This window comes from Streptomyces sp. NPDC060000, assembly GCF_042737375.1.
Lineage (GTDB): Bacteria > Actinomycetota > Actinomycetes > Streptomycetales > Streptomycetaceae > Streptomyces.
On the sequence record NZ_JBHWUU010000048.1, the window covers coordinates 1 to 24,490 of the forward strand.

18 protein-coding genes and 1 riboswitch are annotated in these 24,490 nt (G+C 70.4%); of the genes, 7 read left to right on the forward strand and 11 right to left on the reverse strand.

The genetic code is table 11. The features are described 5' to 3' along the window. Positions 1-33: 33 nt before the first annotated feature. The 4 genes from ACFWBB_RS24250 to ACFWBB_RS24265 form a co-directional block, all read right to left on the reverse strand. Positions 34-1,560 carry a glycoside hydrolase family 3 protein gene (locus ACFWBB_RS24250; protein ID WP_385276185.1) on the reverse strand — a complete coding sequence of 509 codons (1,527 nt, stop codon included), beginning with the start codon at positions 1,558-1,560 and terminating at the stop codon, positions 34-36. Positions 1,561-1,568: 8 nt separating this feature from the next. Next, the gene (locus ACFWBB_RS24255; RefSeq protein WP_385276188.1) at positions 1,569-2,435 is read right to left on the reverse strand and encodes a carbohydrate ABC transporter permease; all 867 of its coding nucleotides are present in this window, start codon (positions 2,433-2,435) and stop codon (positions 1,569-1,571) included. After that, a complete protein-coding gene (locus tag ACFWBB_RS24260) occupies positions 2,432-3,430 on the reverse strand; it encodes a carbohydrate ABC transporter permease (protein ID WP_385276191.1) in 999 nt (332 codons plus the stop codon). Before ACFWBB_RS24260 ends, ACFWBB_RS24255 begins: the two co-directional genes overlap by 4 nt. A gap of 119 nt (positions 3,431-3,549) precedes the next feature. Next, positions 3,550-4,830, reverse strand: a complete 1,281-nt coding sequence (locus ACFWBB_RS24265) for an extracellular solute-binding protein (RefSeq protein WP_385276194.1) — start codon at positions 4,828-4,830, stop codon at positions 3,550-3,552. A gap of 373 nt (positions 4,831-5,203) precedes the next feature. Here ACFWBB_RS24265 and ACFWBB_RS24270 point away from each other — a divergent pair, with 373 nt between their 5' ends. The 3 genes from ACFWBB_RS24270 (at position 5,204) to mctP (ending at position 7,993) form a co-directional block, all read left to right on the forward strand. Continuing rightward, complete coding sequence (locus ACFWBB_RS24270; protein ID WP_385276197.1) at positions 5,204-5,968, forward strand: GntR family transcriptional regulator; 765 nt, start codon at positions 5,204-5,206, stop codon at positions 5,966-5,968. A gap of 109 nt (positions 5,969-6,077) precedes the next feature. Next, positions 6,078-6,371 (forward strand): DUF3311 domain-containing protein, encoded by a 294-nt coding sequence (locus ACFWBB_RS24275; protein ID WP_385276200.1) that lies wholly within the window; start codon positions 6,078-6,080, stop codon positions 6,369-6,371. Next, on the forward strand, positions 6,368-7,993 hold the full coding sequence (gene mctP, locus ACFWBB_RS24280) for a monocarboxylate uptake permease MctP (RefSeq protein ID WP_385276203.1): 1,626 nt from the start codon (positions 6,368-6,370) through the stop codon (positions 7,991-7,993). Before ACFWBB_RS24275 ends, mctP begins: the two co-directional genes overlap by 4 nt. A 16-nt stretch (positions 7,994-8,009) precedes the next feature. Here the strand turns inward: mctP and ACFWBB_RS24285 are convergent, their stop codons facing one another. Continuing rightward, positions 8,010-11,591: an NACHT domain-containing protein gene (locus tag ACFWBB_RS24285; RefSeq protein WP_385276206.1), complete on the reverse strand. Its 3,582-nt coding sequence runs from the start codon at positions 11,589-11,591 to the stop codon at positions 8,010-8,012. 141 nt (positions 11,592-11,732) lie between these two features. On the opposite strand from ACFWBB_RS24285, the gene ACFWBB_RS24290 reads away from it, so the two are divergent. The 4 genes from ACFWBB_RS24290 to ACFWBB_RS24305 all read left to right on the forward strand — a co-directional run bounded on the left by ACFWBB_RS24290 (position 11,733) and on the right by ACFWBB_RS24305 (position 17,157). Further along, the gene (locus ACFWBB_RS24290) at positions 11,733-12,239 is read left to right on the forward strand and encodes a GNAT family N-acetyltransferase (protein WP_385276209.1); all 507 of its coding nucleotides are present in this window, start codon (positions 11,733-11,735) and stop codon (positions 12,237-12,239) included. A 77-nt stretch (positions 12,240-12,316) separates the two neighbouring features. Then, a riboswitch (cobalamin riboswitch) is annotated at positions 12,317-12,406 on the forward strand. 145 nt (positions 12,407-12,551) lie between these two features. Continuing rightward, complete coding sequence (locus ACFWBB_RS24295; RefSeq protein ID WP_385276212.1) at positions 12,552-14,936, forward strand: ribonucleoside-diphosphate reductase subunit alpha; 2,385 nt, start codon at positions 12,552-12,554, stop codon at positions 14,934-14,936. Next, the gene (locus tag ACFWBB_RS24300) at positions 14,936-15,961 is read left to right on the forward strand and encodes a ribonucleotide-diphosphate reductase subunit beta (protein ID WP_385276215.1); all 1,026 of its coding nucleotides are present in this window, start codon (positions 14,936-14,938) and stop codon (positions 15,959-15,961) included. The genes ACFWBB_RS24295 and ACFWBB_RS24300 overlap by 1 nt, the downstream gene beginning before the upstream one ends. Positions 15,962-16,191: 230 nt before the next feature. Further along, positions 16,192-17,157: a GlxA family transcriptional regulator gene (locus ACFWBB_RS24305; protein ID WP_385276218.1), complete on the forward strand. Its 966-nt coding sequence runs from the start codon at positions 16,192-16,194 to the stop codon at positions 17,155-17,157. A gap of 10 nt (positions 17,158-17,167) precedes the next feature. Here the strand turns inward: ACFWBB_RS24305 and ACFWBB_RS24310 are convergent, their stop codons facing one another. From ACFWBB_RS24310 to ACFWBB_RS24335, 6 genes are all read right to left on the reverse strand, one after another. Then, positions 17,168-18,538, reverse strand: coding sequence for a cytochrome P450 (locus ACFWBB_RS24310; protein WP_385276221.1), 1,371 nt, complete (start codon positions 18,536-18,538; stop codon positions 17,168-17,170). Then, entirely contained in the window at positions 18,535-19,632 is a 1,098-nt protein-coding gene (gene cyc1 / locus ACFWBB_RS24315) for an epi-isozizaene synthase (protein ID WP_385276224.1), read from the reverse strand. Before cyc1 ends, ACFWBB_RS24310 begins: the two co-directional genes overlap by 4 nt. Before the next feature lie 282 nt (positions 19,633-19,914). Then, positions 19,915-20,565, reverse strand: a complete 651-nt coding sequence (gene def, locus ACFWBB_RS24320) for a peptide deformylase (RefSeq protein WP_385276227.1) — start codon at positions 20,563-20,565, stop codon at positions 19,915-19,917. A gap of 184 nt (positions 20,566-20,749) precedes the next feature. Beyond that, entirely contained in the window at positions 20,750-21,730 is a 981-nt protein-coding gene (locus ACFWBB_RS24325) for a hypothetical protein (RefSeq protein ID WP_385276230.1), read from the reverse strand. A gap of 125 nt (positions 21,731-21,855) precedes the next feature. Continuing rightward, a complete protein-coding gene (locus ACFWBB_RS24330) occupies positions 21,856-23,157 on the reverse strand; it encodes an HD-GYP domain-containing protein (RefSeq protein ID WP_385276233.1) in 1,302 nt (433 codons plus the stop codon). Beyond that, on the reverse strand, positions 23,154-24,467 hold the full coding sequence (locus ACFWBB_RS24335) for an HD-GYP domain-containing protein (RefSeq protein WP_385276236.1): 1,314 nt from the start codon (positions 24,465-24,467) through the stop codon (positions 23,154-23,156). Before ACFWBB_RS24335 ends, ACFWBB_RS24330 begins: the two co-directional genes overlap by 4 nt. Between the last annotated feature and the right edge of the window lie 23 nt (positions 24,468-24,490).

A 24,490-nucleotide genomic window follows, 5' to 3' on the forward strand; every position in this document is an offset into this window, starting at 1 on the left:
GAGAAGAGCCGGGCGTCCTCGTCGTCGTGGCGCTCAGGCGTGCGGGCCCGCCGCGATGACCTCCGCCGCCGCGCGGCCGCACACCCGGGCCGCACCGTGGGTGGCGATGTGCAGGGCGCCCCGGGGCGGGGCCTGGGGGACGCCCATCTCGACGACGACCGTGTCCGGGCGGGCCGCCAGGAGGGTGTCCAGGGCCGCCGCCATCCAGGGGTGCCGGTGCTCGTCGCGGACCACGGCGACGATCCGCCGCTCCCCCGCCGCGGCCAGTGCCGCGTGCCCCGCGCCGGCGCCCGAGAAGCTGCCCGTCTCCGTCCCCGGCAGCAGCCGGACCAGCTCCGCCGCCACGCCCCAGGGGGTCTCGTCACCGACGGCGAAGTTCGCGACCGGAGTGAGCGCCGCGACGTACGGGGGGTCGGTGAGCGGGGTGAAGACGTCCTCGCCGGTGAGGCGCAGCGCCCGGCGGGCGGCGATCAGCCCGATGTCGGCTCGTACGGCACTCCGGCCGGCCTGTCCCGGCCCCTCGCCGCCGCCGGCCGCGGCCGTGCGCCCCGGAGCCGTCCAGCGGGCGAGTTCCCGTACCCGTTCCGCCGCGTCCGCGAGGCGCTGCTCGCGGAGTTCGCCCGTACGGACGGCGGTGATCAGGGCGTCGCGCAGGCGCCGTACCGTCTCGTCGTCGGACAGGCCGCCGCCCACGCAGATGGCGTCGGCTCCGGCCGCGATGGCGAGGACGCTGCCGCGCTCGATGCCGTAGGTCGCGGCGACGGCCTGCATCTCCATGCCGTCGGTGACGATCAGGCCGTCGTAGCCGAGCTCCTCCCGGAGGAGGGCGGTGAGGATGCGGGGGGACAACGTCGCCGGGCGGGTGGGGTCCAGGGCGGGCACCAGGATGTGCGCGCTCATCACCGCGCGGGTGCCGGCGGCGATGGCGGCGCGGAACGGGGCCAGCTCGCGTTCCGTCAGGACCGCCGGGTCGGCGTCGATGCGCGGGAGCGCGTGGTGGGAGTCGACGGCTGTGTCGCCGTGGCCGGGGAAGTGCTTGGTGCAGGCCGCGACACCCGCCGACTGGAGGCCGGTGACATAGGCGGCGGTGTGCCGGGCGACCAGGGCGGGGTCGGCGCCGAAGGAGCGGACCCCGATGACCGGGTTGGCGGGGTTGGAGTTCACGTCGGCGGAGGGCGCCCAGTTGAGGTTGACGCCGCATTCCGCGAGGCGGCGGCCCAGCTCCGCGGCGACCTCCTGGGTGAGCGAGACGTCGTCCACCGCGCCCAGCGCGTGGTTGCCGGGGAAGCTGGAGCCGGTGCGCACCTCCAGGCGCGTGACGTCTCCGCCCTCCTCGTCGATCGCGACCAGGACGTCGTCCCGCTCCGTGCGCAACTGCGCGGTGAGTGCGGCGAGCTGCTCGGGCGAGGCGATGTTGCGGCCGAACAGGCCCACCGACGCCAGGCCCTCGCCCAGGCGGCGCAGCAGCCAGTCGGGGGCGGTGGTGCCGGTGAATCCGGGTTGCAGGACCGTCAGGGCGTCACGGGTGAGAGTGTCGGTGCCGCTGGCGATTGTCGTCATCGGGGGCGTTATCCCTTCACGGCGCCCGCGGTCAGCCCCGCGGCCATCTTGCGCTGGACGAGGAGGAAGAGGGCGACGATCGGCAGGGCCATCATCGTGGCGCCGGCCATCATCGGGGCGTACTCGGTGCCGTGCTTGGTGGAGAAGTTGCTGAGCCACACGGTCGCCGTCTGGTTCTTCTGGCTGAGCAGCATCAGGGCGTACAGGTACTCGTTCCAGGCCTGGATGAAGCCGTAGACCGAGGTGGCGACCATGCCGGGGGCCAGCAGCGGGAAGACCACGCGGACGAAGGCCCCGGTGCGGGAGCAGCCGTCGACCATCGCGGCCTCCTCCAGCTCCTTCGGGATGTTGACGATGAAGCCGCGCAGCGTCCACACCGTGAAGGGGAGGATGAAGGTCAGGTACGTGAGAATCAGGCCGGACAGCTTGTCGTACTGACCCAGGTCGTTCAGGAGCAGGAAGACCGGGATGATCATGGCGACGAGCGGGACCATCTGGACGGCCAGGATGCCCACGATCACGATCTTGCGGCCGCGGAAGGCGAACCGGGAGATGGCCAGGGCGGCCAGCATGCCGACGACCACGCCGATCGCGACGACCGCCAGGGAGACGAGCAGGCTGCGGCCCACCGGGCCCCAGAAGTCGGCGATGTGCAGCGCGCGGCTGAAGTTGTCGAGGGTGAGACCGGTCGGCAGCAGGCTCGGGTCCGGGTCGATCGCGTCCTTCGCCGGCTTGAACGCGGTGTTGAGCATCCAGTAGACGGGGAAGCCCATGACGGCGAAGACGAGCAGGCCGACGAGGTTCCAGCCGAGCTTCGGCCTGCGGCGCCCGGAGCGGCTTCCCGTCCGGCCCGCCCCGGAGGCGATGGCGCTCATTCGACCTCTCCGATCTTCAGCATCTGGCGCATGTAGACGGCGACCACCCCGAGCAGCAGCAGCACGGTGATGAGGGCGATCGCCGAGCCCTGTCCGTAGTCGTTGACGACGAAGGCGCGGTCGTAGGAGTACGTCGTCAGGATCTGGAACTCGGCTTCCGGGTGTCCGTTGCGCATGACGAAGACCTGGGGGAAGACGCCCATGTCCCAGATGACCGACAGGGTCGTGAGCATCACGATGATCGGCTTGAGGATGGGCAGGGTGACGTACCGGAAGACGCCCCAGGCGCCCGCGCCGTCGAGGCGGGCGGCCTCCTCCAGTTCGGCCGGGACCTGGGTGAGGCCGGCGCTGAAGGTGATGACCACGAAGGGCACGGCTCCCCAGACGACGAGGAGCATGATGACGGCCAGTCCCTGCGGGCCGCTGGCGAACCAGTTGTGGCCGATCAGCTCGACGCCCGGCAGCCTGCTGAGGACCGCGTTGAGGATGCCGTAGTCGGCGTCGAACAGCCACTTGAAGACGGTGGTCGCGACGATCACCGGCATGCCCCAGCTCGCCACGAGCGCGATGTTGACGAGGGTCTTCACCCAGCCGGAGACCCGCTGGAGGAGCAGCGCGATCAGCATGCCGATGACCATCGTGAAGATCACGCAGCCGGCCGCGAAGACGACCGTGCGGCCGACGACCTGCCAGAACTCGCCGTCGTCCAGGACGCCCGTGAAGTTGTCGAACCCGACGGACTCGGCGGGCTGGAAGCCCCACAGCTGGGACTGACCGAACTTCTGGAAGGAGAGGGTGACCAGCCGGACCAGCGGATAGCCCATGACCAGGGCGAGGACCAGCAGGCAGGGGGCGAGGAGCAGCCAGGGGGTCGCGGCCCCGCCGGAACTCCGGCCGCCGCGTGGTCTCTTCGCGCCGGATTCGCCCGCGGGCGGTGGTGGTGGCGACTGCCGCGCCGGCGGCACTTTTGCGGTGGTCGTATCTGCGGCACTCATCCGCGCGCTCCTCAGCGGTCCCTCGGGTCGTACGAAGGCGAAGCCCCGTACGGGTCGTACGGGAGGCAGGGCCCCGCCCCGATGAAGCCCTCCGGGGTCCGCGGGGCCCTGCCCTCAGGTCACTTGTTGTTGATGACCTTGTCGATCGCGGCGTCCGCGTCCTTCGCGGCGGCCTCGACCGTCTTCTTGCCGGTGCCGATGCTCTGGAGCATGGTCTGGAGCACCTGGGCCTTCTCGACCTGGCCCCAGCCGGGCGCCATCGGGACGAACCAGTTGGACTCGGCGGCGGTGGCCGGCACGGCGGTCGCCGGATCGTTCTTGAGGGTCGCGAGGTCGGTCTTGTTGTTGGGCAGGTTGCCCTTGGCGATCAGGCCCTTCTGGCCGGACGGGCCGGTGAACGCGTTGATCCACTCGGCGGCGAGCGCCTGCGCGTCCGACTTCACCGGGACGGCGAGGTCGGAGCCGCCCAGGAAGACGGGGAGGTTCTTGCCGGACGGGCCGGGCATCACGAAGTTCTCGACGTTGTTCGCGAGCTTGCCGGTCTTGTCGTTCTCCTTCGCCGCGGCGGTCGCGCCCTCCCAGGCGGGGGCGAAGATCATGCCGGACTTGCCCTGGCCGTAGACGATGTAACGGTCGGACTCGTCCTTGGTCTTGTCACCGTGCATGTACTTGTCGACGACGCTCTTGAACTCGTTGAGGCCCTTGAGGGACTCGGGCGAGGAGAGGTCGGCCTTCCACTGGCCGCCGTCCTCCTTGGCGATCGAGCCGCCGGCGTCGTAGACGAAGGACATGGCCGCGTACCAGTCGCGGGTGGGCTGGTACCAGGCGGAGAACTTGTCGCCCTCCTTCTTCTGGACCTTGTCCAGGGCGGCGGTCAGTTCGGCGTACGTCTTCGGCGTGGACTTGACGCCCGCCGACGCGAAGAGGTCCTTGCGCCAGTTGGCGACACGGCCGCCGGCGTAGTACGGGACGCCGTAGGTCTTGCCGTCGTAGGTCACCGAGGCCTTGAGGCCGTCGAGCCAGGCGGAGGAGTTGTCGAACTTGGAGGTGTCGAGGGAGGCGAAGGCGCCCTTCACCATGTAGCCGAGCATCTCGGTGTTGCCCATCTCGACCACGTCGGGGGCCTTGTCGGTGGCGAGGACCGCGTCGAGCTTGGCGTTCTTGTCGGGCCAGCCGTAGTACTCGTGGTTGATCTTGACGCCCGGGTGCGCCTTCTGCACCGCCGCGTCGGCGGCCTTCACCAGCTCCGGCCAGTTGTTCTGCGCGTCGACGGTGAGCCAGACGGTCAGCTCCTTGGCGTCGGTGCCCTTCGAGTCCCCACTCCCGCTGTCGTCCCCGCACGCCGCGATGGAGACCATCATGCCCGCGATACCGATCGCGGCTATCAGCTTGCGCTTCACGCCATCCTCCTCAGGGATGCCACACCCCCCGCCCACGGGCCGGGACCTCGATCTGGACCAATGGTGTAGACCAGTGCGCAGAGCTTGGCTCAGACCAATAAGCCTGTCAAGGGTGGCCGAACCCCCTCCGAACAGCCGTTATGGGACCTACATATGCAGGAACCTTTAAGTAAGAAGCCGTCGAAAACATCGACTCCGGAGGTCGCCTCTCCGGTAGACCATTTGCCCTGGTGGACTAGACCAGCAAAGGTTGCGACGGTATACAGAGGGATCACGGAACGGTGGCGCAGCATCCCCCGTGTCCGTGCCACGATATGAGCCGCGGCCGACGGCGTGTCGGCCATTTCGGCACCCGCAGCCGGGAAGGCAGGCCATGAGCACCGATGTCAGCAGTGCGGAGAACGAGGGTGGGGCGACCGTCCGTACCGCGCGCGTGCCCAAGTACTACCGCCTGAAGAAGCACCTGCTCGACATCACGGAGACACAGTCCCCGGGCACCCCGGTCCCGCCGGAGCGCACCCTGGCGGCCGAGTTCGACACCTCGCGCACCACCGTCCGCCAGGCCCTCCAGGAACTCGTCGTCGAGGGCCGCCTCGAGCGCATCCAGGGCAAGGGCACCTTCGTCGCCAAGCCGAAGGTGTCCCAGGCGCTCCAGCTCACCTCGTACACCGAGGACATGCGCGCCCAGGGACTCGAACCGACCTCGCAGCTCCTGGACATCGGCTACATCACCGCCGACGACCGTCTCGCCGAGCTGCTCGACATAACGGCCGGCGGACGCGTGCTGCGCATCGAGCGCCTGCGCATGGCCAACGGCGAACCGATGGCCATCGAGACGACCCATCTGTCGGCGAAGCGCTTCCCGGCCCTGCGCAGGTCGCTGGCCAAGTACACCTCGCTGTACACCGCCCTCGCCGAGGTCTACGACATCCGGCTCGCCGAGGCCGAGGAGACCATCGAGACCTCCCTGGCCACCCCGCGCGAGGCGGGCCAGCTCGGCACCGACGTGGGCCTGCCGATGCTGATGCTCTCCCGTCACTCGCGGGACCAGGAAGGCCGGCCGGTGGAGTGGGTGCGATCGGTCTACCGGGGCGACAGGTACAAGTTTGTGGCGCGACTGAAGCGGCCCGCGGAGTAGACCGGGTAGAGGCTCTGTGGAGGGTCTTCCGCTGGGCTTATCCGTCCCATACATTGCCTGCGCATTACATCTGTGATCAAGGCGATCAGGTGAGGGGACGGAGCCGCCGATGTCAGAGACCCCGGAAGTGACCAGAGGGCCGGTGGTGACGCCTTTGCGCGTCGCCATCGCCCTCTGTCTGTTCGCGCCCTTCGTGGCGATGCTGTGGGTGGGTTCGTACGCGAAGGTGGATCCCGCGTTCATCGGGATCCCCTTCTTCTACTGGTACCAGATGCTGTGGGTGCCCCTTTCCGCCGCGCTCACCGTGACCGCGTACAAGCTGTGGCAGCGTGACCAGCGCGGCCGCGCCGGCACCTCCCCGGCTTCCTCCGGTTCTTCCCCGAAGGGCGGTGCGTCGGAGTGAAGGACGGCGTGAACGGCGTGGCACTCGCCGTCTTCATCTTCTTCTTCCTGGCCGTCACGGTCATGGGCTTCCTGGCCGCGCGCTGGCGCAGGGCCGAGACCGACAGCCTCGACGAATGGGGCCTCGGCGGCCGGTCGTTCGGCACCTGGGTCACCTGGTTCCTGCTCGGCGGCGACCTGTACACCGCGTACACCTTCGTCGCCGTACCCGCGGCGATCTACGCGGCGGGCGCGGCCGGCTTCTTCGCGGTGCCGTACACGATCCTCGTCTACCCGCTGATCTTCACGTTCCTGCCCCGCCTGTGGTCGGTGTCGCACAAGCACGGCTATGTGACGACCTCGGACTTCGTACGCGGCCGGTTCGGCTCGAAGGGCCTGTCGCTGGCGGTCGCCGTCACCGGCATCCTGGCGACGATGCCGTACATCGCGCTCCAGCTGGTCGGCATCCAGGCCGTGCTGGACGTGATGGGCGTCGGCGGCGGCGAGAACACCAACTGGTTCGTGAAGGACCTGCCGCTGCTGATCGCGTTCGGCGTGCTGGCGGCCTACACCTACTCCTCGGGTCTGCGGGCCCCCGCGCTGATCGCGTTCGTGAAGGACACGCTGATCTACATCGTCATCGCGGTGGCGATCATCTACATCCCGATCAAGCTGGGCGGGTTCGACGACGTCTTCGCCAAGGCGGCTGACGCGTTCAGCCAGACCAACCCGGCGACGGGCAAGCCGCGCGGCGCGCTGGCGCCGGGGGAACCGGGCCAGTGGACGTACGCGACGCTGGCGCTGGGCTCGGCGCTGGCGCTGTTCATGTACCCGCACTCCGTCACGGCGACCCTGTCGTCCCGCAGCCGTGAGGTGATCCGCCGCAACACCACGATCCTGCCGCTGTACTCCCTGATGCTCGGCCTGCTCGCTCTGCTGGGCTTCATGGCGATCGCCGCCGGGGTCAAGGTCACCAACGGACAGCTGGCGATCCCGCAGCTGTTCGAGGACATGTTCCCGTCCTGGTTCGCGGGGGTGGCGTTCGCGGCGATCGGCATCGGCGCGCTCGTGCCCGCGGCCATCATGTCGATCGCGGCCGCAAACCTCTTCACCCGCAACATCTACAAGGACTTCATCAAACCGGACGCGACGCCCGCGCAGGAGATGAAGGTCTCCAAGCTGGTCTCGCTCCTGGTGAAGGTGGGCGCCCTGGTCTTCGTCCTCACCATGGACAAGACGGTCGCCATCAACTTCCAGCTGCTGGGCGGCATCTGGATCCTGCAGACCTTCCCGGCCCTGGTCGGCGGCCTCTTCACCCGCTGGTTCCACCGCTGGGCCCTGCTCGCCGGCTGGGCGGTAGGCATGGTCTACGGCACCTTCGCCGCGTACGGCGTCGCGTCCCCGGCCCAGAAGCACTTCGGCGGCTCGTCGAAGGAGATCCCGGGCATCGGCGAGATCGGCTACATCGGTCTCACGGCGTTCGTGCTCAACGTCGTCGTCGCGGTGGTGCTGACCTTCGTCCTGAAGGCGGCCAAGGCCCCCGACGGCATCGACGAGACCAGGCCGCAGGACTACACGGCGGACGCGGGCGAACCGGGCGTGGCGGTGGAGCTGCCACCGGCGACTGCGGGCACGTCCCACTAGGGCGGAGGGCCACCGGCTAGTCGCGTGTCCGTCGGGCCATCGCGTCCCAGAAACGGTCCAGTTCGCGGACCCGCATGCCGACCCAGTGCGGGGTCTTTCTGCGCAGCCCCCGGGGCAGCCAGCGCCGGATGCTGCCGGGCAGCAGGGCCTGTTGCTGGCGGCAGAACGGCTCGCGGATCTCTCCCCGGGGCACACCGCCCCGGGGAGGGTACGGGCACAGCTGGAACTTGCAGTCGGGCAGACAGGTCGTGCCCGGTGCGGGCGGGGTGGACGTGCCGATGCGCAGGCCTGGCCGCAGCGGCTCCCGGTCCGTACGGATGCACGGCGGCAACGACATTCCGGGCTGCTCCATGCGGGCCAGGCGTTCCTCGACCTCGTCCGGGTGCCCGTCCCGTTCGACGAGGTTCAGCATCACCAGTACGTCGGCGACGAGACGTTGGGCGCGCGGGTCGAGGGTGCTCCAGCCGACCGAGGGAGGAATCCACAGGCTGTGCTTGCGGTATCCCCCGGTGTTGCCCGCGCGGGCGCCGATGTTGTCGGCGACGCCCTTCTCGTCGATCCACAGGAACCGCTCGGGCTGTCCGGTCTCCAGGGCGAGGGCGGCCAGGTCGCCGGCCTCGGCGACGAACGGATGCAGACACCGCCGGGCCGGTTCGCCGGGCCGGCCCGGGTGACCCGGCGCCGAGTTCACCGTGCCCGCCATCGACAGCCAGCGCTCCACCGTCTGTACGGCGGTGGCCCCGCCGAGCAGCTGGAACGGCTGGTGCCCGTCGGGGTGGCCGCCGGCCATGTCCGGGAGCTCCCACAGGCACAGCGCCTGGAGCAGGCTGAGTTGCGCGTACCAGCAGCGTGACTGCTGCAGCACGGTCTCCGCCTGGCGGATCAGATCGTCCCGGCTGCCCAGATAGGTGTGCGGGTGCCGTTGGCGCCGGTTGGCCGCGTACTTGAAGCCCTGGGCCAGCGCGGCCTCCAGGGCGAGCGGCAGATCGGGGGCACCGCCGGTGAACTTCGGGTCGAGGTGGCGCAGCCATTTGGTGAGGCGTTCCCGGGCCTCGTCGCGATGGGCCTCGTCGACGGAGCCCAGGAGCATCGGGAGCATCCAGGCCCGCATCACGAACTCCCGGAAGAGGTGGACCCGTTGCGCCCGGTAGTGTCGGTTCAGCTCCTTGCGCTCCTCCTGCAGCCGCCCGATGCCCTCGTCCGACGCGCCCCCCGGGGACGTACGGGCCGCCCGCGCCCTCCCCATACGCGCGGCCCATGCCTCGTACTCCCGTCTCTTCCAGGCCTTCAGCTTGTCGAGCCGGTCGTTGTACTCCTGCACGGGGTCGCTGTTCAGGCCGACCCGCTCGCGGATCACGGCGAACGCCGCGTTGCCCCCGGCGCCGAACTCCTGGGCGACGATCAGGCGGATGGAGTAGGAGGGTTCCTGGATGGCCAGTTTGAAGAGCTCCCAGTACAGCGGGGTGGTGTCGATCCGGTCGGAGACCATCCGCAGCGCGGCTCCCAGCTGTTTGAGCACTCTGCGCTTGGCGTCCCTCAGGGTGCGCCGGTCCCCCTTGATGCCGGGCCAGTGTGCGCGCACCGCGGTGACGATCTCGCTCAGATGTCTCGGGTCGTCCTCGGCGCTCTCGATCTCCAGGGCGGCCGCATAGAGGTCCAGGGCCTTGGGGTCGTCGGTGCGGCGGCCCGCGGCGGCGCACAGACGGCGCGCGAGCGGGCGGCCCCGCACGGGCGTCTGCCCCACCAGTTCCGAGAGCTCCCTCCGCATCTCGGCCCGCACACCGCGCCCCCGGGCCGGAGGGTTCGCCGTCTGCCCACGGGACAGCAGGACGAGGGCGATGAGCAGTTCACGGCTGGGACCGGGTGGCTGAAGCGCCTGCTCGGCCAGGTCTCCGGCACCCCGCTCCCCCAGGTGGTTCAGCAGGCGGCAGCCGAAGTAGGCCTGGATGATGCTGTGCGGGAAACGAACCCTGTGCTCGAAGCCCTCCACCAGTCTGAGCTTGCTCGCGTGAGCCGCGAAGCGGGCGAGGACGGCATGACACTGGTCCATGTTGCCCTCGCGCAACCGCCTGCGCTCCCCGTCGCCGAGCCGCTCGCACAGCGCGTCCCAGATCTGCTGCCGGTGCCAGTCGGAGGAGGTGTTACGGCTCTTGCCGTACTGGTCGAAGCCGCGGCCGGCCCACAGGTGCTCGGCCCGTGCCCGTGCGCGCCGCACCGGGCCGGGGTGCAGGACGTCCGGGTCGAGCAGCTCCGCGAAGCCGACCTCCAGCTTGTCCTGGAGCAGTCCGATACAGGCCAGGGCCGAGACCACTTCGAGCGTGTCGCGGCGCTCCCGCGGGGCCAGGGCGACGTCCTCGCGCAGCTTTCCCTCGCACAGCGCCTCGGCCCAGGTGTCCAGCAGCCAGAGCCGCAGGGTGGCGCGGTCGGGGCGGCGGATGCCGATGTGCTGCGGATCGTCATCCGGACGGTCGAGTTCCAGCATCTCCCGCCGGTGGAGTTCACGGGCGATCTGCAGGTAGATCGGTGACTCGGTCACCTCCGCCGTCTCCACGATCCAGTCGACCCGGCGCTCGTCGGTCTCCGGTACGTCCGCCTCGACGAAGCGCAGCGCCTCTTCCTCGCTGAGCGGTTCCAGCACCACGATCGCGGCGGAGGTGGTCTCCAGCGGGCTGTGCGGCCGGGAGGCGATGACCAGGGGCAGCTTCTCCTCGTGGGCGCGCTCGATGGCCCGGCGGATGACGTTGTCCCGGTTCTGCTGCCGGCCGTCGTCGAGAAGGGCTTCCTCGAGGCCGTCGGCGAGGACGACCGGCTTGTCGTCGGCGAGGAGTTGCTGCCACACCCGGTCGGTCTTGCTGCGCGCCAGAATGCCCTTGGGTGCCTCCTGGGCGAAGCGCTGCTTGGCCAGACGTTCGAAGTTCAGGTCGGCGCCGTCGGCCGCGTCCCGCAGTCTGACCGGCACCGGTACGGCGTTCTGGCGGGCCAGGAGTTCGGTGAGCCGTACGAGGACGGCGGTCTTCCCCACCCCGACGCCGCCGACGAGCAGATACGGCCGCCGGGTGTCGCGCTCCCGCAGCCGCTCGGCGATGACCTGGGCGATGTCCTCGCGGCCCACGATCTCGCGGGTGTCGTATCCGGCGGTGGGCACCAGCCCGCGCGGATCCCGCAGTGCCTTGGTGAGATAACGCCGTTTGGTCCAGCGGTACCACCAGAACAGGAAGAGCGCGGCGGCGATCGAGGCGGCGAGGACCGGACCGACGAACTTGAGGACGACGTCGAACCCCTGATTGTCCTTCCGCCACTTCTCGAAGCCGGTCGTGTCCCGCGTGATGACGATGAACAGGCCCTCCCCGACCCAGGCGAGCACCGCCAGTACGGCGACCAGCCAGATCACCCGGCTGACGTTGGCGTAGGAGACGCATCGGCGCCACTTCCTGGGGCGGGTGGCGCCGCGGCGCGCCTCCAGACGGATCGTCAGGGAGTGCCAGCGGCCGACGAGCCCGTGTCCGACCCGAGTTCCCGCCCGCCGGAAAGCCAGCGTGGCCATCGGCGCGTCGCGTGGTCGCTCCTTGCCGGGCGGATGGCGGACGACCCTCGTCATGGCGTTCTCCTTCCGGACTCCGGGAGCGGTTCCCGGGACGGAGGACTCGCGGAACAGAGGATTCGCGCGGCGCCGACGGCTACTTCCATGGAATCACTCCCGGCACGCTCCGCAACCCGGGCGTCCGGCACACTCGGGGCCATGGACATCGTCATACGGCAGGTCGCGCCCGCCGAGCACGAGGCCCTCGGCGACATCACCGCCCGCGCCTACCTGTACGACGGCCTCCTCGACTTCGGAGAGAGCGACTCGTATCTGGACGAACTGAGGGACGTCGCGAAGCGGGCGGCCGCCGCCGAGGTTCTGGTGGCCGTGGACGGCGAGCGGCTGCTCGGCGGGGTCACCTTTGTCCCGGGCCCCGGCCCCATGGCCGATCTCGCCCGCCCCGGCGAGACGGAGATCAGGATGCTGGCTGTCGCGCGCCGGGCTCGCGGCCGAGGGGTCGGCGGGGCGCTGGTGCGGGCCTGCGTCGAACGGGCGCGAGCCGTGGAAGGCTGCACGACCGTCGTCCTGTCGACCCAGCGGACCATGAACGCGGCCCACCGCGTCTACGAACGCCTCGGCTTCGTCCGTACACCGGAGCGGGACTGGAGGCCCCTGCCGGACCTGTACGACATCACTCTGCTCACCTACCAGTTGACGCTCTGAAACCACCCCGACACAACATCTGGGGGTGACATGGCGGGCGAGCACAAGATGTATGCTCATGCTCGCTGTCGCCGCAGGGGAATCCGGTGCGAATCCGGAACTGTCCCGCAACGGTGTACTCGCGTGCATCCATACCCTTATGCGCACGCCTGTTCAGTCCGAGGTCCTGCCGACAGCGCGCCCGGCCGTCCGGTCCGGGTGCCCTGACGTCCGGGTCTCGTGGAGTGGGCCGGTGGACGCGACGCCCCCGCGCGCTCGTGTGCTGCCCCCTGCCCTGCGCAAGGCCCACCGCCGAGCGAGGGAGAGCCCCACGTGACCATCGCGCCAGCCGATCCGGTTTCAGTCACCGAGCTGGAGACCGACGGTCCCGGTACCGCGTTGCTGCGGACCCTGACCGAGCTGACCGCCGACCTGCCCGACGCCGACCCCGGCCGGGTAGCCGCCGCCGCCCTGCGCGGCCGGTCTGCACGGGCTGCCTCCGAAATCACCGCGGAGCTGCGCGAGCTGGCCACGGAGGGGGCCGCGGGCCTGATCTCCGAGGACCCCGCCTACTCGAAGCTGGCGGCCAGGCTGCTGACCGTCAGCATCGCCGCGGAGGCCGCCTCCCAGGGCGTCACGTCGTTCACCGGATCGATCGCCGTGGGCCACCGCGAGGGTCTGATCGCCGACCGCACCGCCGAGTTCGTGCGGGTCCACGGGGTCCGCCTCGACGCCCTGATCGACGAGGGGGCCGACGACCGCTTCGGCTACTTCGGGCTCCGCACCCTGCACAGCCGCTACCTCCTGCGGCACCCGATCACCCGCAAGGTCGTCGAGACACCGCAGCACTTCCTGCTGCGCGTCGCCTCCGGCCTCGCCGAGGACGACACCGCCCGTTCCCTGGACGAGGTCGCCGCGCTCTACCGGCTGATGAGCCGTCTGGACTACCTCCCGTCCTCCCCCACGCTCTTCAACTCCGGTACCCGGCACCCCCAGATGTCGTCCTGCTACCTCCTCGACTCCCCGCTGGACGAGCTGGACTCCATCTACGACCGCTACCACCAGGTGGCCCGGCTGTCGAAGCACGCGGGCGGCATCGGCCTGTCGTACTCCCGGATCCGCAGCCGCGGTTCGCTGATCCGCGGCACCAACGGCCACTCCAACGGCATCGTCCCGTTCCTGAAGACGCTGGACGCCTCGGTCGCCGCGGTGAACCAGGGCGGCCGGCGCAAGGGCGCGGCCGCGGTCTACCTGGAGACCTGGCACTCCGACATCGAGGAGTTCCTGGAGCTGCGGGACAACACCGGTGAGGACGCCCGCCGCACGCACAACCTGAACCTCGCGCACTGGATCCCGGACGAGTTCATGCGCCGGGTCAACGCCGACGAGCAGTGGTCGCTGTTCTCCCCGGCCGACGTGCCCGAGCTGGTCGACCTGTGGGGCGACGAGTTCGACGCGGCCTACCGGTCGGCCGAGGCGAAGGGGCTGGCGAAGAAGACCATCCCCGCCCGTGACCTCTACGGCCGCATGATGCGCACCCTCGCGCAGACCGGCAACGGCTGGATGACCTTCAAGGACGCGGCCAACCGCACCGCCAACCAGACGGCCGAGCCGGGTCATGTCGTCCACTCCTCCAACCTCTGCACGGAGATCCTGGAGGTCACGGACGACGGCGAGACGGCCGTGTGCAACCTGGGTTCGGTGAACCTCGGCGCGTTCGTCGACACGACGGCCGGCACGATCGACTGGGAGCGGCTGGACGAGACCGTCCGCACGGCCGTCACCTTCCTCGACCGGGTCGTCGACATCAACTTCTACCCGACCGAGCAGGCGGGCCGTTCCAACGCCCGCTGGCGCCCGGTCGGCCTGGGCGCGATGGGTCTCCAGGACGTCTTCTTCAAGCTGCGGCTGCCCTTCGACTCCCCCGAGGCGAAGGCACTCTCCACCCGTATCGCCGAGCGCGTCATGCTCGCCGCGTACGAGGCCTCCGCCGAGCTGGCCGAGCGCAACGGCCCGCTGCCGGCCTGGGAGAAGACCCGTACGGCCAGGGGTGTGCTGCACCCGGACCACTACGGCGTCGAGTTCACCTGGCCCGAGCGCTGGGCGGCGCTGCGCGAGCGGATCGCGCGGACCGGCATGCGCAACTCCCTGCTGCTCGCCATCGCGCCCACCGCCACCATCGCGTCCATCGCGGGCGTGTACGAGTGCATCGAGCCGCAGGTGTCCAACCTGTTCAAGCGCGAGACGCTGTCCGGCGAGTTCCTCCAGGTCAACTCCTACCTGGTGCAGGACCTGAAGGCGCTCGGCGTCTGGGACGCCCGCACCCGTGAGGCGCTGCGCGACTCCAGCGGCTCGGTGCAGGACTTCGCCTGGATCCCGGCGGAGGTCCGAGCCCTGTACCGCACGGCGTGGGAGATCCCGCAGCGCGGCCTGATCGACATGGCCGCCGCCCGTACCCCGTACCTGGACCAGGCCCAGTCCCTGAACCTGTTCCTGGAGACGCCGACCATCGGCAAGCTCTCCTCGATGTACGCGTACGCCTGGAAGTCGGGTCTGAAGACGACGTACTACCTGCGCTCGCGCCCGGCGACGCGCATCGCCCGCGCCGCCCAGGCCCAGGCACAGCCCGAGAAGACCATCCCCGTGCAGCAGGCGGCCGACCCCGACGCCGTCGCCTGCTCCCTTGAGAACCCCGAGTCCTGCGAGGCCTGCCAGTAATGACCACCGCACCTGAGAAGACCGAGAAGAACCTTCTCGACCCGGGCTTCGAGCTGACCCTCCGCCCGATGCGCTACCCGGACTTCTACGAGCGGTACCGGGACGCCATCAAGAACACCTGGACCGTCGAGGAGGTCGACCTCCACTCGGACGTCGCCGACCTGGCGAAGCTGTCCGAGGGTGAGCAGCACATGATCGGCCGGCTGGTCGCGTTCTTCGCGACGGGCGACTCGATCGTGGCGAACAACCTCGTGCTGACGCTGTACAAGCACATCAACTCCCCCGAGGCGCGTCTCTATCTGTCGAGGCAGCTCTTCGAGGAGGCCGTCCACGTCCAGTTCTATCTGACGCTCCTGGACACCTACCTCCCCGACCCGGAGGACCGCACCGCGGCCTTCGCCGCCGTCGAGAACATCCCGTCGATCCGCGAGAAGGCCGAGTTCTGCTTCAAGTGGATCAACGAGGTCGAGAAGCTGGACCGGCTGGAGACCAAGGCCGACCGCCGCCGCTTCCTGCTCAACCTGATCTGCTTCGCCGCGTGCATCGAGGGCCTGTTCTTCTACGGCGCCTTCGCGTACGTCTACTGGTTCCGCAGCCGGGGCCTGCTGCACGGTCTCGCCACGGGCACCAACTGGGTGTTCCGTGACGAGACGATGCACATGAGCTTCGCCTTCGAGGTCGTCGACACCGTCCGCAAGGAGGAGCCGGACCTCTTCGACGAGCAGCTCCAGGAGCAGGTGACCGCCATGCTGCGGGAGGCCGTCGAGGCCGAGCTCCAGTTCGGGCGCGACCTGTGCGGCGAGGGGCTGCCGGGCATGAACACCGACTCGATGCGGCAGTACCTCGAGTGCGTCGCCGACCAGCGTCTTTCGCGGCTCGGGTTCGCCCCGGTGTACGGCTCGGAGAACCCCTTCTCCTTCATGGAGCTCCAGGGCGTTCAGGAGCTGACCAACTTCTTCGAGCGCCGTCCGTCGGCGTACCAGGTGGCGGTGGAGGGCACCGTCGACCTGGACGAGGACTTCTGAGGCACCGCCTTCGAAGTCTCGCTCGAAGCCTTCAGCTGACGGTCGATCCGGCGCTCGTGGAGCAGTCCCACGAGCGCCGGAGCCGTGAGGAGGAGGAAGAGGGCCAGGACGGTCAGGTATCCGGTGAGTGCGTTCATGGGGGTAAGCCTCGTACGCCTGGGATGCTCCTGACAGTGGCAGAACTGCCGCACACCTTCAAATTACTGCCACTGTCGGGGCACACTGGCGGCATGCTGAACAACGTGGCCGCGATCCTCCTGGACGGTGTGCACCCCTTCGAACTGGGCGTCGTCTGCGAGGTCTTCGGGATCGACCGCAGCGACGAGGGGCTGCCGGTGTACGACTTCGCCGTCGCCTCGGCGGAGGGCCCGACGCTGAGCACCCACGCGGGCTTCACCCTGGGCACGGAGCACGGTCTGGAGCGGCTGGAGAGCGCCGACCTGATCGCCGTACCGGCCGGGGACACCTACGGGAAGCGGGACTTCCCGCCGGAGCTGCTCGACGCGCTGCGCCGGGCCGTGGACCGCGGGACCCGGGTGCTCAGCGTCTGTTCCGGGGTGTTCGTGCTGGCCGCGGCGGGGCTGCTGGACGGGCGGCGCTGCGCGGTGCACTGGCGGCACGCCGAGCAGTTGGCCCGGCAGTACCCGCGCACGACCGTGGAGCCGGACGTGCTCTACGTCGACGAGGACCCGGTGATCACCTCGGCCGGCACGGCCGCGGGTATCGACGCCTGTCTGCACCTGGTCCGCAAGGAGCAGGGGCCCGAGGTCGCCAACCGGATCGCCCGGCGGATGGTGGTGCCGCCGCACCGGGACGGCGGCCAGGCCCAGTACATCGAGCGGCCGCTGCCCCGGTCGCGGTGCGACACCGTCGGCGAAGTGCTCGCGTGGATGGAGCAGCACCTCGACCAGGAGGTCACGGTCGAGCGGCTCGCGGAACGCGCCCACATGTCACCGCGCACCTTCGCCCGCCGGTTCCAGCAGGAGACGGGCACCACCCCGTACCGCTGGCTGCTGCGCCAGCGGGTGCTGCTGGCCCAGCACCTGCTGGAGGCGACGGACGAGACGGTGGACGCGATCGCCTGGCGCGCCGGCTTCGGCACGGCAGGCGCCCTGCGCCACCAATTCGTGCAGGCGCTGGGGACGACCCCCAACGCCTACCGGCGCACGTTCCGCGGCCCGCGGGCCGTCGCCTGAGCCGCGGCTCTCACCCGGGTATCGCCCGCAGCCGCAGCCGGCGCGGCCGGAGTGTGATGCCGATGTGCGTCCGGTTGTCGGAGCCGGGCGCCGGCTCGAAGCGGAACGCGGACGCCACCACCGCGGTGATCAGCGTCAGTGCGGCCATCGAGAAGTGGTCGCTCGGGCACTTCCGGTTGCCGACGCCGAACGGCGTCATGGCGTACTTCGGCACCTCCGGTGAGCGGCCCGGCAGCCAGCGGTCGGGATCGAACTCCGTGTGCCGCTCGTACGACCGCGGATCGCGCTGAACGGCGTACGGGCTGTAGACGATGTCGGAGCCGGCGGGAATGCGGTAGCCGCCGAGCTCGGTCTCGGTCACCGCACGCCGGGTCAATATCCATACGGCGGGATACAGCCGCATGGTCTCGACGACGACATTGGCGGTGTGCTGGAGCTTTCGGACGTCGCCGAATGCGACCGGCCGGTCACCGACGACGTTTTTCACCTCTTCGCGGATCTTGTCCACCTGATCCGGGTGCTCCGTGAGGACGTTGAGCAGCGACATGACCACAGAGCCGGCAGTTTCGCTGCCCGGGGTGAGTATCGCGATGACCTGGTCGTGGATCTCCTGTTCCCCGATCGGGTCCCCATTCTCGTCCTTCGCCTCCAGCAAAGCCGTCAGCAAATCGTCCGGTTTTTGACCGGATGCCCGGCGGTCGGCGACGATCTCGTCCACCAGCCGATGCAGATCGGCCAGCGCCCGGTTGAATTCGCGGTTGGCCGGAATCGGTACCCGATAAAGCGGTCCGAGGGGTATCACCATGCGCTGGTACATACCGGCGAACAGCGTGGCGAGCGCGGAGGTGATGCGCTCGGACCGGGCGTCCATATAGCTGCCGCGCATCAGACAGCGGGCGGAGATGCGCACGGACACCCGGAAGGCCTCCGCGGTGACGTCGAGGACCTCGCCCCTCGCCCAGCGTTCGACGAGCGCGTATGCCTCCTCCTCCATGATCGGCCCGTAGCCGGGGATGGCGTCGAGCCGGAACGCGGGCTGGATCGTGCGCCGCTGGCGGCGGTGCAGCGGGCCGTTGGCCGTGGCCACGCCCTCCTTGCCGAGCAGGCTCTCCAGGGACTCCCACAGGGGCCCGGAGATGATGTAGTCCGGGCTGAGCGCCAGCGCGCCGGTGAGGTCCGGCGAGGTTACGGCGTACACCGTCTTGGGGCCGAGCCTGAGGCGGACGATGTCGCCGTGGTCGCGGAGCCGGGCCAGGAAGGCCAGCGGGTCGCGGGCCAGTTTCCAGCCGTGTCCGAGGAGCGGAACCCTGCCACCGGCCAACGGTGGCTCACGCAGTTCCGGCGTCCCGGGGGTCGCGGGTTTCACCGACTCGACGGTCATTTCTCACCTGCCGCTTCGTTGTTGACGTACGGGGGCGTGGACCGGTCGTCCCAGCTGTCGACCATGTACCGGCCGGACTCGTGGTGGAACCAGTAGACGGAACTGAACCAGTTCCGCATATTGCCGAGGCAGGCTCGTACGGCGGCGCCGAGTCGGTTTCCGCCGACCGTTCCGTCGGTGAGCCGGTCGGCGAGCCGTAAGACGTCCTTCTCGACTGCGAGGAACTCGGATACGCATTCTTCGACGCGTCGCTTGATTTCTTGGACCGCCTCTTCGAGAGTCAGTCCCTCGTGGGTGATGAGACTGATTCCGAGATTGTGCACCTCATCGCCCGCGATTTCCTTGGGGAATGAGCAGAGATCGTTGTACCAGGCGGCGAATTCCTGACTCAGCAGGGCCGCACGCCGATATGCGGGATGATTCCGCACCGAGTCCGGGAGTTCGATTCCCGCACTCGGCTCCAGCAGGTCGGTCCAGATCCAGTGCGCGAAGGTGAGCCGACGCAGCGCCAGGTATTCGTCGACGCCCGGAATACGCCCTTCGATCCGGTTGTGGAATTCCCGGTCGTACGCGTCGATCACGGCGTGGAAGTGCCGGGCGAACCGGGCGTTCCAGGTGCCGGGAAGGAAGGAGTACAGCCGGCCCACACTGTCCGCGAGCGCGGCGACCAGCGGATCCGGGTGGCACAGATGCTTCGCCGGGGAGTCCAGGGCCGCGTGCAAGCGGAACCTGAGCCGCCGCCAGGACGACGGCCGGCCGTGCACGACGTCACGGTCGTGCCGGTCGTCCCAGACGAAGAACCACGCGCTGTAGTCGGCGATGGCCTGCATGACCTCGTCGGGTGCGCCGAGGTAGAAGCCCGCCATCAGGTCGGTGTAGCAAAGTCCGTCGGCATATTCTGCGACCTTGTCCGCCGGCATCAACCGCTTTTCCAGCAGCCAGGAGCGTGTCTTCTCCTGCAACCGAGGCCAATACGGATGCAGTTGCCGGGGAAACGCCGCCTCGATGACCGGAAGAGAGAGCGAGGGAGGAACCGCGGGCGCGGCCACCGTCGCCGTGGTGCTGTATGTGGTGCTGTATGGGAAAGCTGGCACGAACAACCCCTCTCAGCCGCCAGTGGGCACACACCCCTCCCCCCGTGCCGGGCGTGCGCCGTTGCGCATCCCCGCACTTCCCATTCAGCCCTACAACTGACCGTTCTGGGAACGGATTTGCTTCATTCACCACCCCAACATGCCGAGAATCCACCCCCGCGTGACTGGTTACGGATCAGCGGATGCGTAGTAGATGTGCGTAAACGCTCGAACATCCGTCGGACACACGAACGACGCCCGGCGGGGGGATCCCGGCCGGGCGTCGCGGTGGTGCGGGTGAGCTCAGTCGTTGGCGACCACGGGGTAGCGTGGCTCGTTCTCGGCCATCTGCCGCAGGGCGTCCTTGCGTTCGCGCTTGGACAGACGGTCGATGTACAGGTAGCCGTACAGGTGGTCGGTCTCGTGCTGCAAACACCGAGCGAAGTAGCCGGTGCCACGCACCTTGATCGGGTTGCCCCGCTCGTCCTGCCCGGTCACCTCGGCGTAGTCGGGGCGGGCCAGCGGCGCGTAGGCGGTGGGCACCGAGAGGCAGCCCTCGTTGCTGTCGTCCAGCCGGCGCCGGTCGGCGGGCAGTTCGACGAGCCGGGGGTTGCAGACGACACCGGTGTGCCGGGCGCCCTCGTCGTCGGGGCAGTCGTAGACGAAGACCTTCAGGTCGACGCCGATCTGGTTGGCGGCCAGGCCCACGCCCTCGGCCGTGTGCTGCGAGGCGAACATGTCCGCGACCAGCTGCCGCAGCTCCTCGCCGAACTCGGTGACGTCCCTGCACTCCTTGTGCAGCACCGGGTTCCCGACGACGGTGATCGGCCTCGAGGTGCCGGCCTCACGCCAGGCCAGCTCGCGCGCCTCCGCCTCCTCGGTGTCGATGACGAAGCCCTCGTCGTCCACGGGGAGCACGCCCGCGTGCTGCTGATCGGTGTCCTGCTGCGCCATGACCGACGATGCCTTCCTCAGTGGAACAGGGGGTGAAGTTGCTGATACAGGGTACGGGGATCGCACACCCGGGGGCGCGGGGCCGAATCGATGTGCGGCTCGGCGCGATGGGGGTCCCCCCGCTCGGGCGAAGCCGAGAGTGGGAGAGCTACCGGCCACGACGGCGCCGCAGCGACCCAAGGACCTAACAGACCTCTTCCAGGTCCCGCCAGTCACGGGAGTCCGGGCTGTCCGCGACCCACCCGTCCAGCAGCCCTCGGACGAGAGACGCCGGGGCGGCCACGCCACACTCCCGCTCCGGCACCCACAACTGCCCGTCGGTGCGGTGACCGAGCGGACCCGGATGCCCCGGCTCACTGTGGTCGTGCGGGTCGAGGTGCTCGCCGTCACCCTCGTCGGACGGCATCCGCGACTCCGAGCACATCCGGCACAGCAGTCGCACCGACGACGACCAGTCCTCCGCCGCGAAGCCCGCGTCGGCCGCCAGCTGCTCCAGCGCGTCCCGGTCGGACTCGGTGGCCGCCTCCAGCAGGACCACCCAGGTCGGCACGGGCGACGGCGCCCACAACTCGATCTCGTCGAAGACCGGGTAGGAGTGCCCCATCGAGGTGGTCCGCTCGCCGTGCGGCACCCCGTCGTGCAGCACGACCTCGCCCCAGCGCCGCCCGGAGGAGGGCAGCGGGATCGACAGGACCTCGATACGGGCGGGGTCCAGCCGCCGCCCCCACACCACCTCGGCCTCGCCCTCGGGCGACAGCCGTACCGCCGCGCTGCCCAGCTCCATGCCGACGGGCTCGCCCGCGCCCGTGGCCTCGCCCGGCACCCGCAGCCCGTACGCCTGCCAGGCCCGGCGGGCCAGCGGCCAGTCCTGCAGCGCGGTGGCGGCGATGCCGACGTTCCACCAGTCGGGGGCCCCGGCCTCGCGGTCGAGGAGGGCTACGGCGCGCAGTCCCGCGGTACGGGCCTGTTCCCAGTCGTGCCGGAACTTGTGCAGCAGGGCGAGGTTGAACCAGGACTCGGACAGCCAGGGTTCCAGGTCCGCGGCACGCGTCAGCAGCGCGCCGGCGTCCTCGTACCGCCCGTCACCGATCAGCGTGAACGCGCGGTCGGTGGCCTGCCGCCAGGAGGCGGAGGGCCGGTGCCGTCCCTTGCCGAAGATCCTCACGATTCCCGCCTGCCAGTTCCGTTCTGTGGGCTGGCCAGTGCCCCCGGACACTCTCTCCCTCGCATCCAACCACGTGTGGCCGGAGGGCCGCTCATTACCCATGGGTTACCCACCCACAGGCAAGGTCAGACAGCCCACCCGTCGCCCCCCGCCACCCTGCCCGAGGCTCCCCCGGGGCCGAACGCCCGGGGGCACCCCCGGCGCGCCACCCCCATGTTCCACAGCACCCTGGCCAGGGCCTCCACCACCTCGGGCGCGTACTCCCCGCCGGTGCCGAGGCGCAGCTCCTCCAGGGCGGTGAGCGGCCCACCGGGACCCCTGCCCTGGACCTTCTCCTCGTATGCGTTCACCACCCGGACTATCCGGGCGGCCACCGGCTGCTCCGGGTAGGGATCGGCCTGCCGCTCGACGACCGCCGCGACCCGGGCGGCCGCCCCGGTCTGGCGGACGACGGCCCCGCCGAGCAGCGCGATCCGCCGCTGCTGCGCCGCCGGCAGCCCGGCGGTGGCTCCGTCCGGGACCGGGTCGACGAGGCTGAGCTGGCCGATGTCGTGCATGAGGGCCGCGTACTCCAGAACGGTCAGCTCGGGCTCGGGCAGCCCCAGGTCCCGGCCCACGGCCTGGCTGAGGGCGGCGACCCGGCGGGCGTGCCCGGCCGGGGTGTACCCGGCGATCTCGGTGGCGCGGGCCAGCGAGACGATGGTCTGCCGGTAGGTGGCCCGCACCGCCGCGTACCGGCGCAGGGAGAGCTGGGTGAGCAGCAGGGGCACCGAGAACACCGGCAGCGCCCACAGCCCCACGACGGCCACCGCGAGCGCCATCACCGCGCCCGTCGCGCACACCGCCGAGCCGATCCCGGGCACGCCCCGCAACTCGTCCCGAAGCAACGGGGCGAACGGCCAGCCGGTGCGGGAGTGCGCGAGCGCGGCGGCGACCACGGCGTCGCACAGGACGGTCAGGACGAGCAGGGCGAGCAGCAGCAGCGCGTAGGCGGGGCCGCTCCAGCCGTCGAACACCCCGCGGTTGTGCAGGGGCTGGAAGCAGACGGCGGCGAAGCCGACGGCCAGGACCCGCCGGACCAGGTGATCGAGGACGGGGCCCTCCCCGCGGGCCAGGTGCGGCACGCTGCCCAGCAGGGAGGCGGCGACCACGACCGCCACGACCTGAGCGACCCCGTGGTGCGTGGGATGCCCGGCGTGCCCTCCGACCAGCGCGTACGACAGCGACCCCGCGGCACCCAGCGGCGCGGCCTCGCGCAGCGGGGGCCCGCTCTGCGGGCGGGTCAGCTCACCGGCGGCGACGAGGATACCGAAGGCGAGCGCGACGGGGCGTTCCTGGACGCCCGTCATGAACGTGACCAGGAGGGAGACGGTGACGAGCAGGGCGGCGACGGCGTGGAGGGCGCGGTGGGAGCGGCGGGCGGTCATCGGCGTGCCCCGGACCGGTCCTCGGGGGTCTGGGCGGGCGAGGGCACGGCCGGCCGGCTCTCCTCGGCGGTCACCACCGGATGCCAGCCGTCGCGCGCGACGACGTGCGTCAGCGCCGCGACCATCCGGGGGTCGAACTGGGCTCCCGCGCACCGCCGCAGCTCCTCCAGGGCCACGTGCACCGGCCGGGCCCTGCTGTAGGACCGGGTGGACGTCATGGCGTCGAAGGCGTCCGCGACGGCGACCACCCGGGCCGGCTCCGGGATCTGGCTGCCCACAAGACCGTACGGGTAGCCCCGGCCGTCGATGCGCTCGTGGTGGTGCAGGATCGCCGAGCGGGCCTCCCCGAGGAACGAGATCCCGCGGGTGATCTCGTGCCCGTACTCGGGGTGCAGCTCGATCACCCGCCGCTCCTGCGGCGTGAGCGGCCCGTCCTTGCGCAACAGCCGGGTGGGGACGCCGAGTTTGCCGACGTCGTGCAGGATCCCGGCGAAGCGGAGCATCTCGATCCGACCTTCGTCCATCCCCAGTTCGCGCCCGATCAGCACCGAGGCCTGGCCGACGCGTTCACTGTGCCCGCGCGTGTAGCCGTCCTTGATGTCGACGGCCTGCACGAGGGCGCGGATCGTCGCCTGGTGGGCGGCGCGCTCCCGGTGGTACTGCGCGAACACCCACCACGACACGGCCGTCGGGAACAGCACGAGCAGGGCGGCCACGGGCCCGTACGGGCTGCGCCACAGCACGGCCATCATCAGCCCGGCGAGCCCGTGCACGGCCAGCGGCGCCAGGGAGCGCAGGAACAGCCCCCGGCAGACCCGCCGCGGCGGCAGCCCCTCGGCGAGCGCCAGCATCCCGCCGTCCAGCAGGGCGAGCGCGGCGCAGAACACCAGCACGGCCGCGCCCGCCGGCACCAGCGCGTGCGGCACGTCGGAGCCGGCCACGGCGTCCCGCCCGCCGAGCGCCCAGTGCACCCGGGCGGCGGCCCACACGGCGAGCGACGAATGGGCGGCCCGCCAGACCCGGCGCAGCAGAAAGGGGCGCTGCTCGACGTGCGAGAACAGCGCCCCGGGCAGCGGGACGAGAGCGGCCGCGGCCGGCGCGAGCAGGAACGCCCCGGCCAGCAGCACGGGGTGGAGGGTGCCGGCGTACCTGCGCCGGGCGATCTGCTCGCCGCCGGCGTACAGCGCGGCGAGCAGGGCGACGGCCCACCACGGGGTACGGGCGCCGGGGAGCGAAGGGGCCGTGCAGAGCAGTGCGCCGAGGGCGACACAGGCGGCGTACGCGCGCGCCCGCGCCGGGATCCCCTTCATGACGCCTCCCCCAGCCGTGCGTG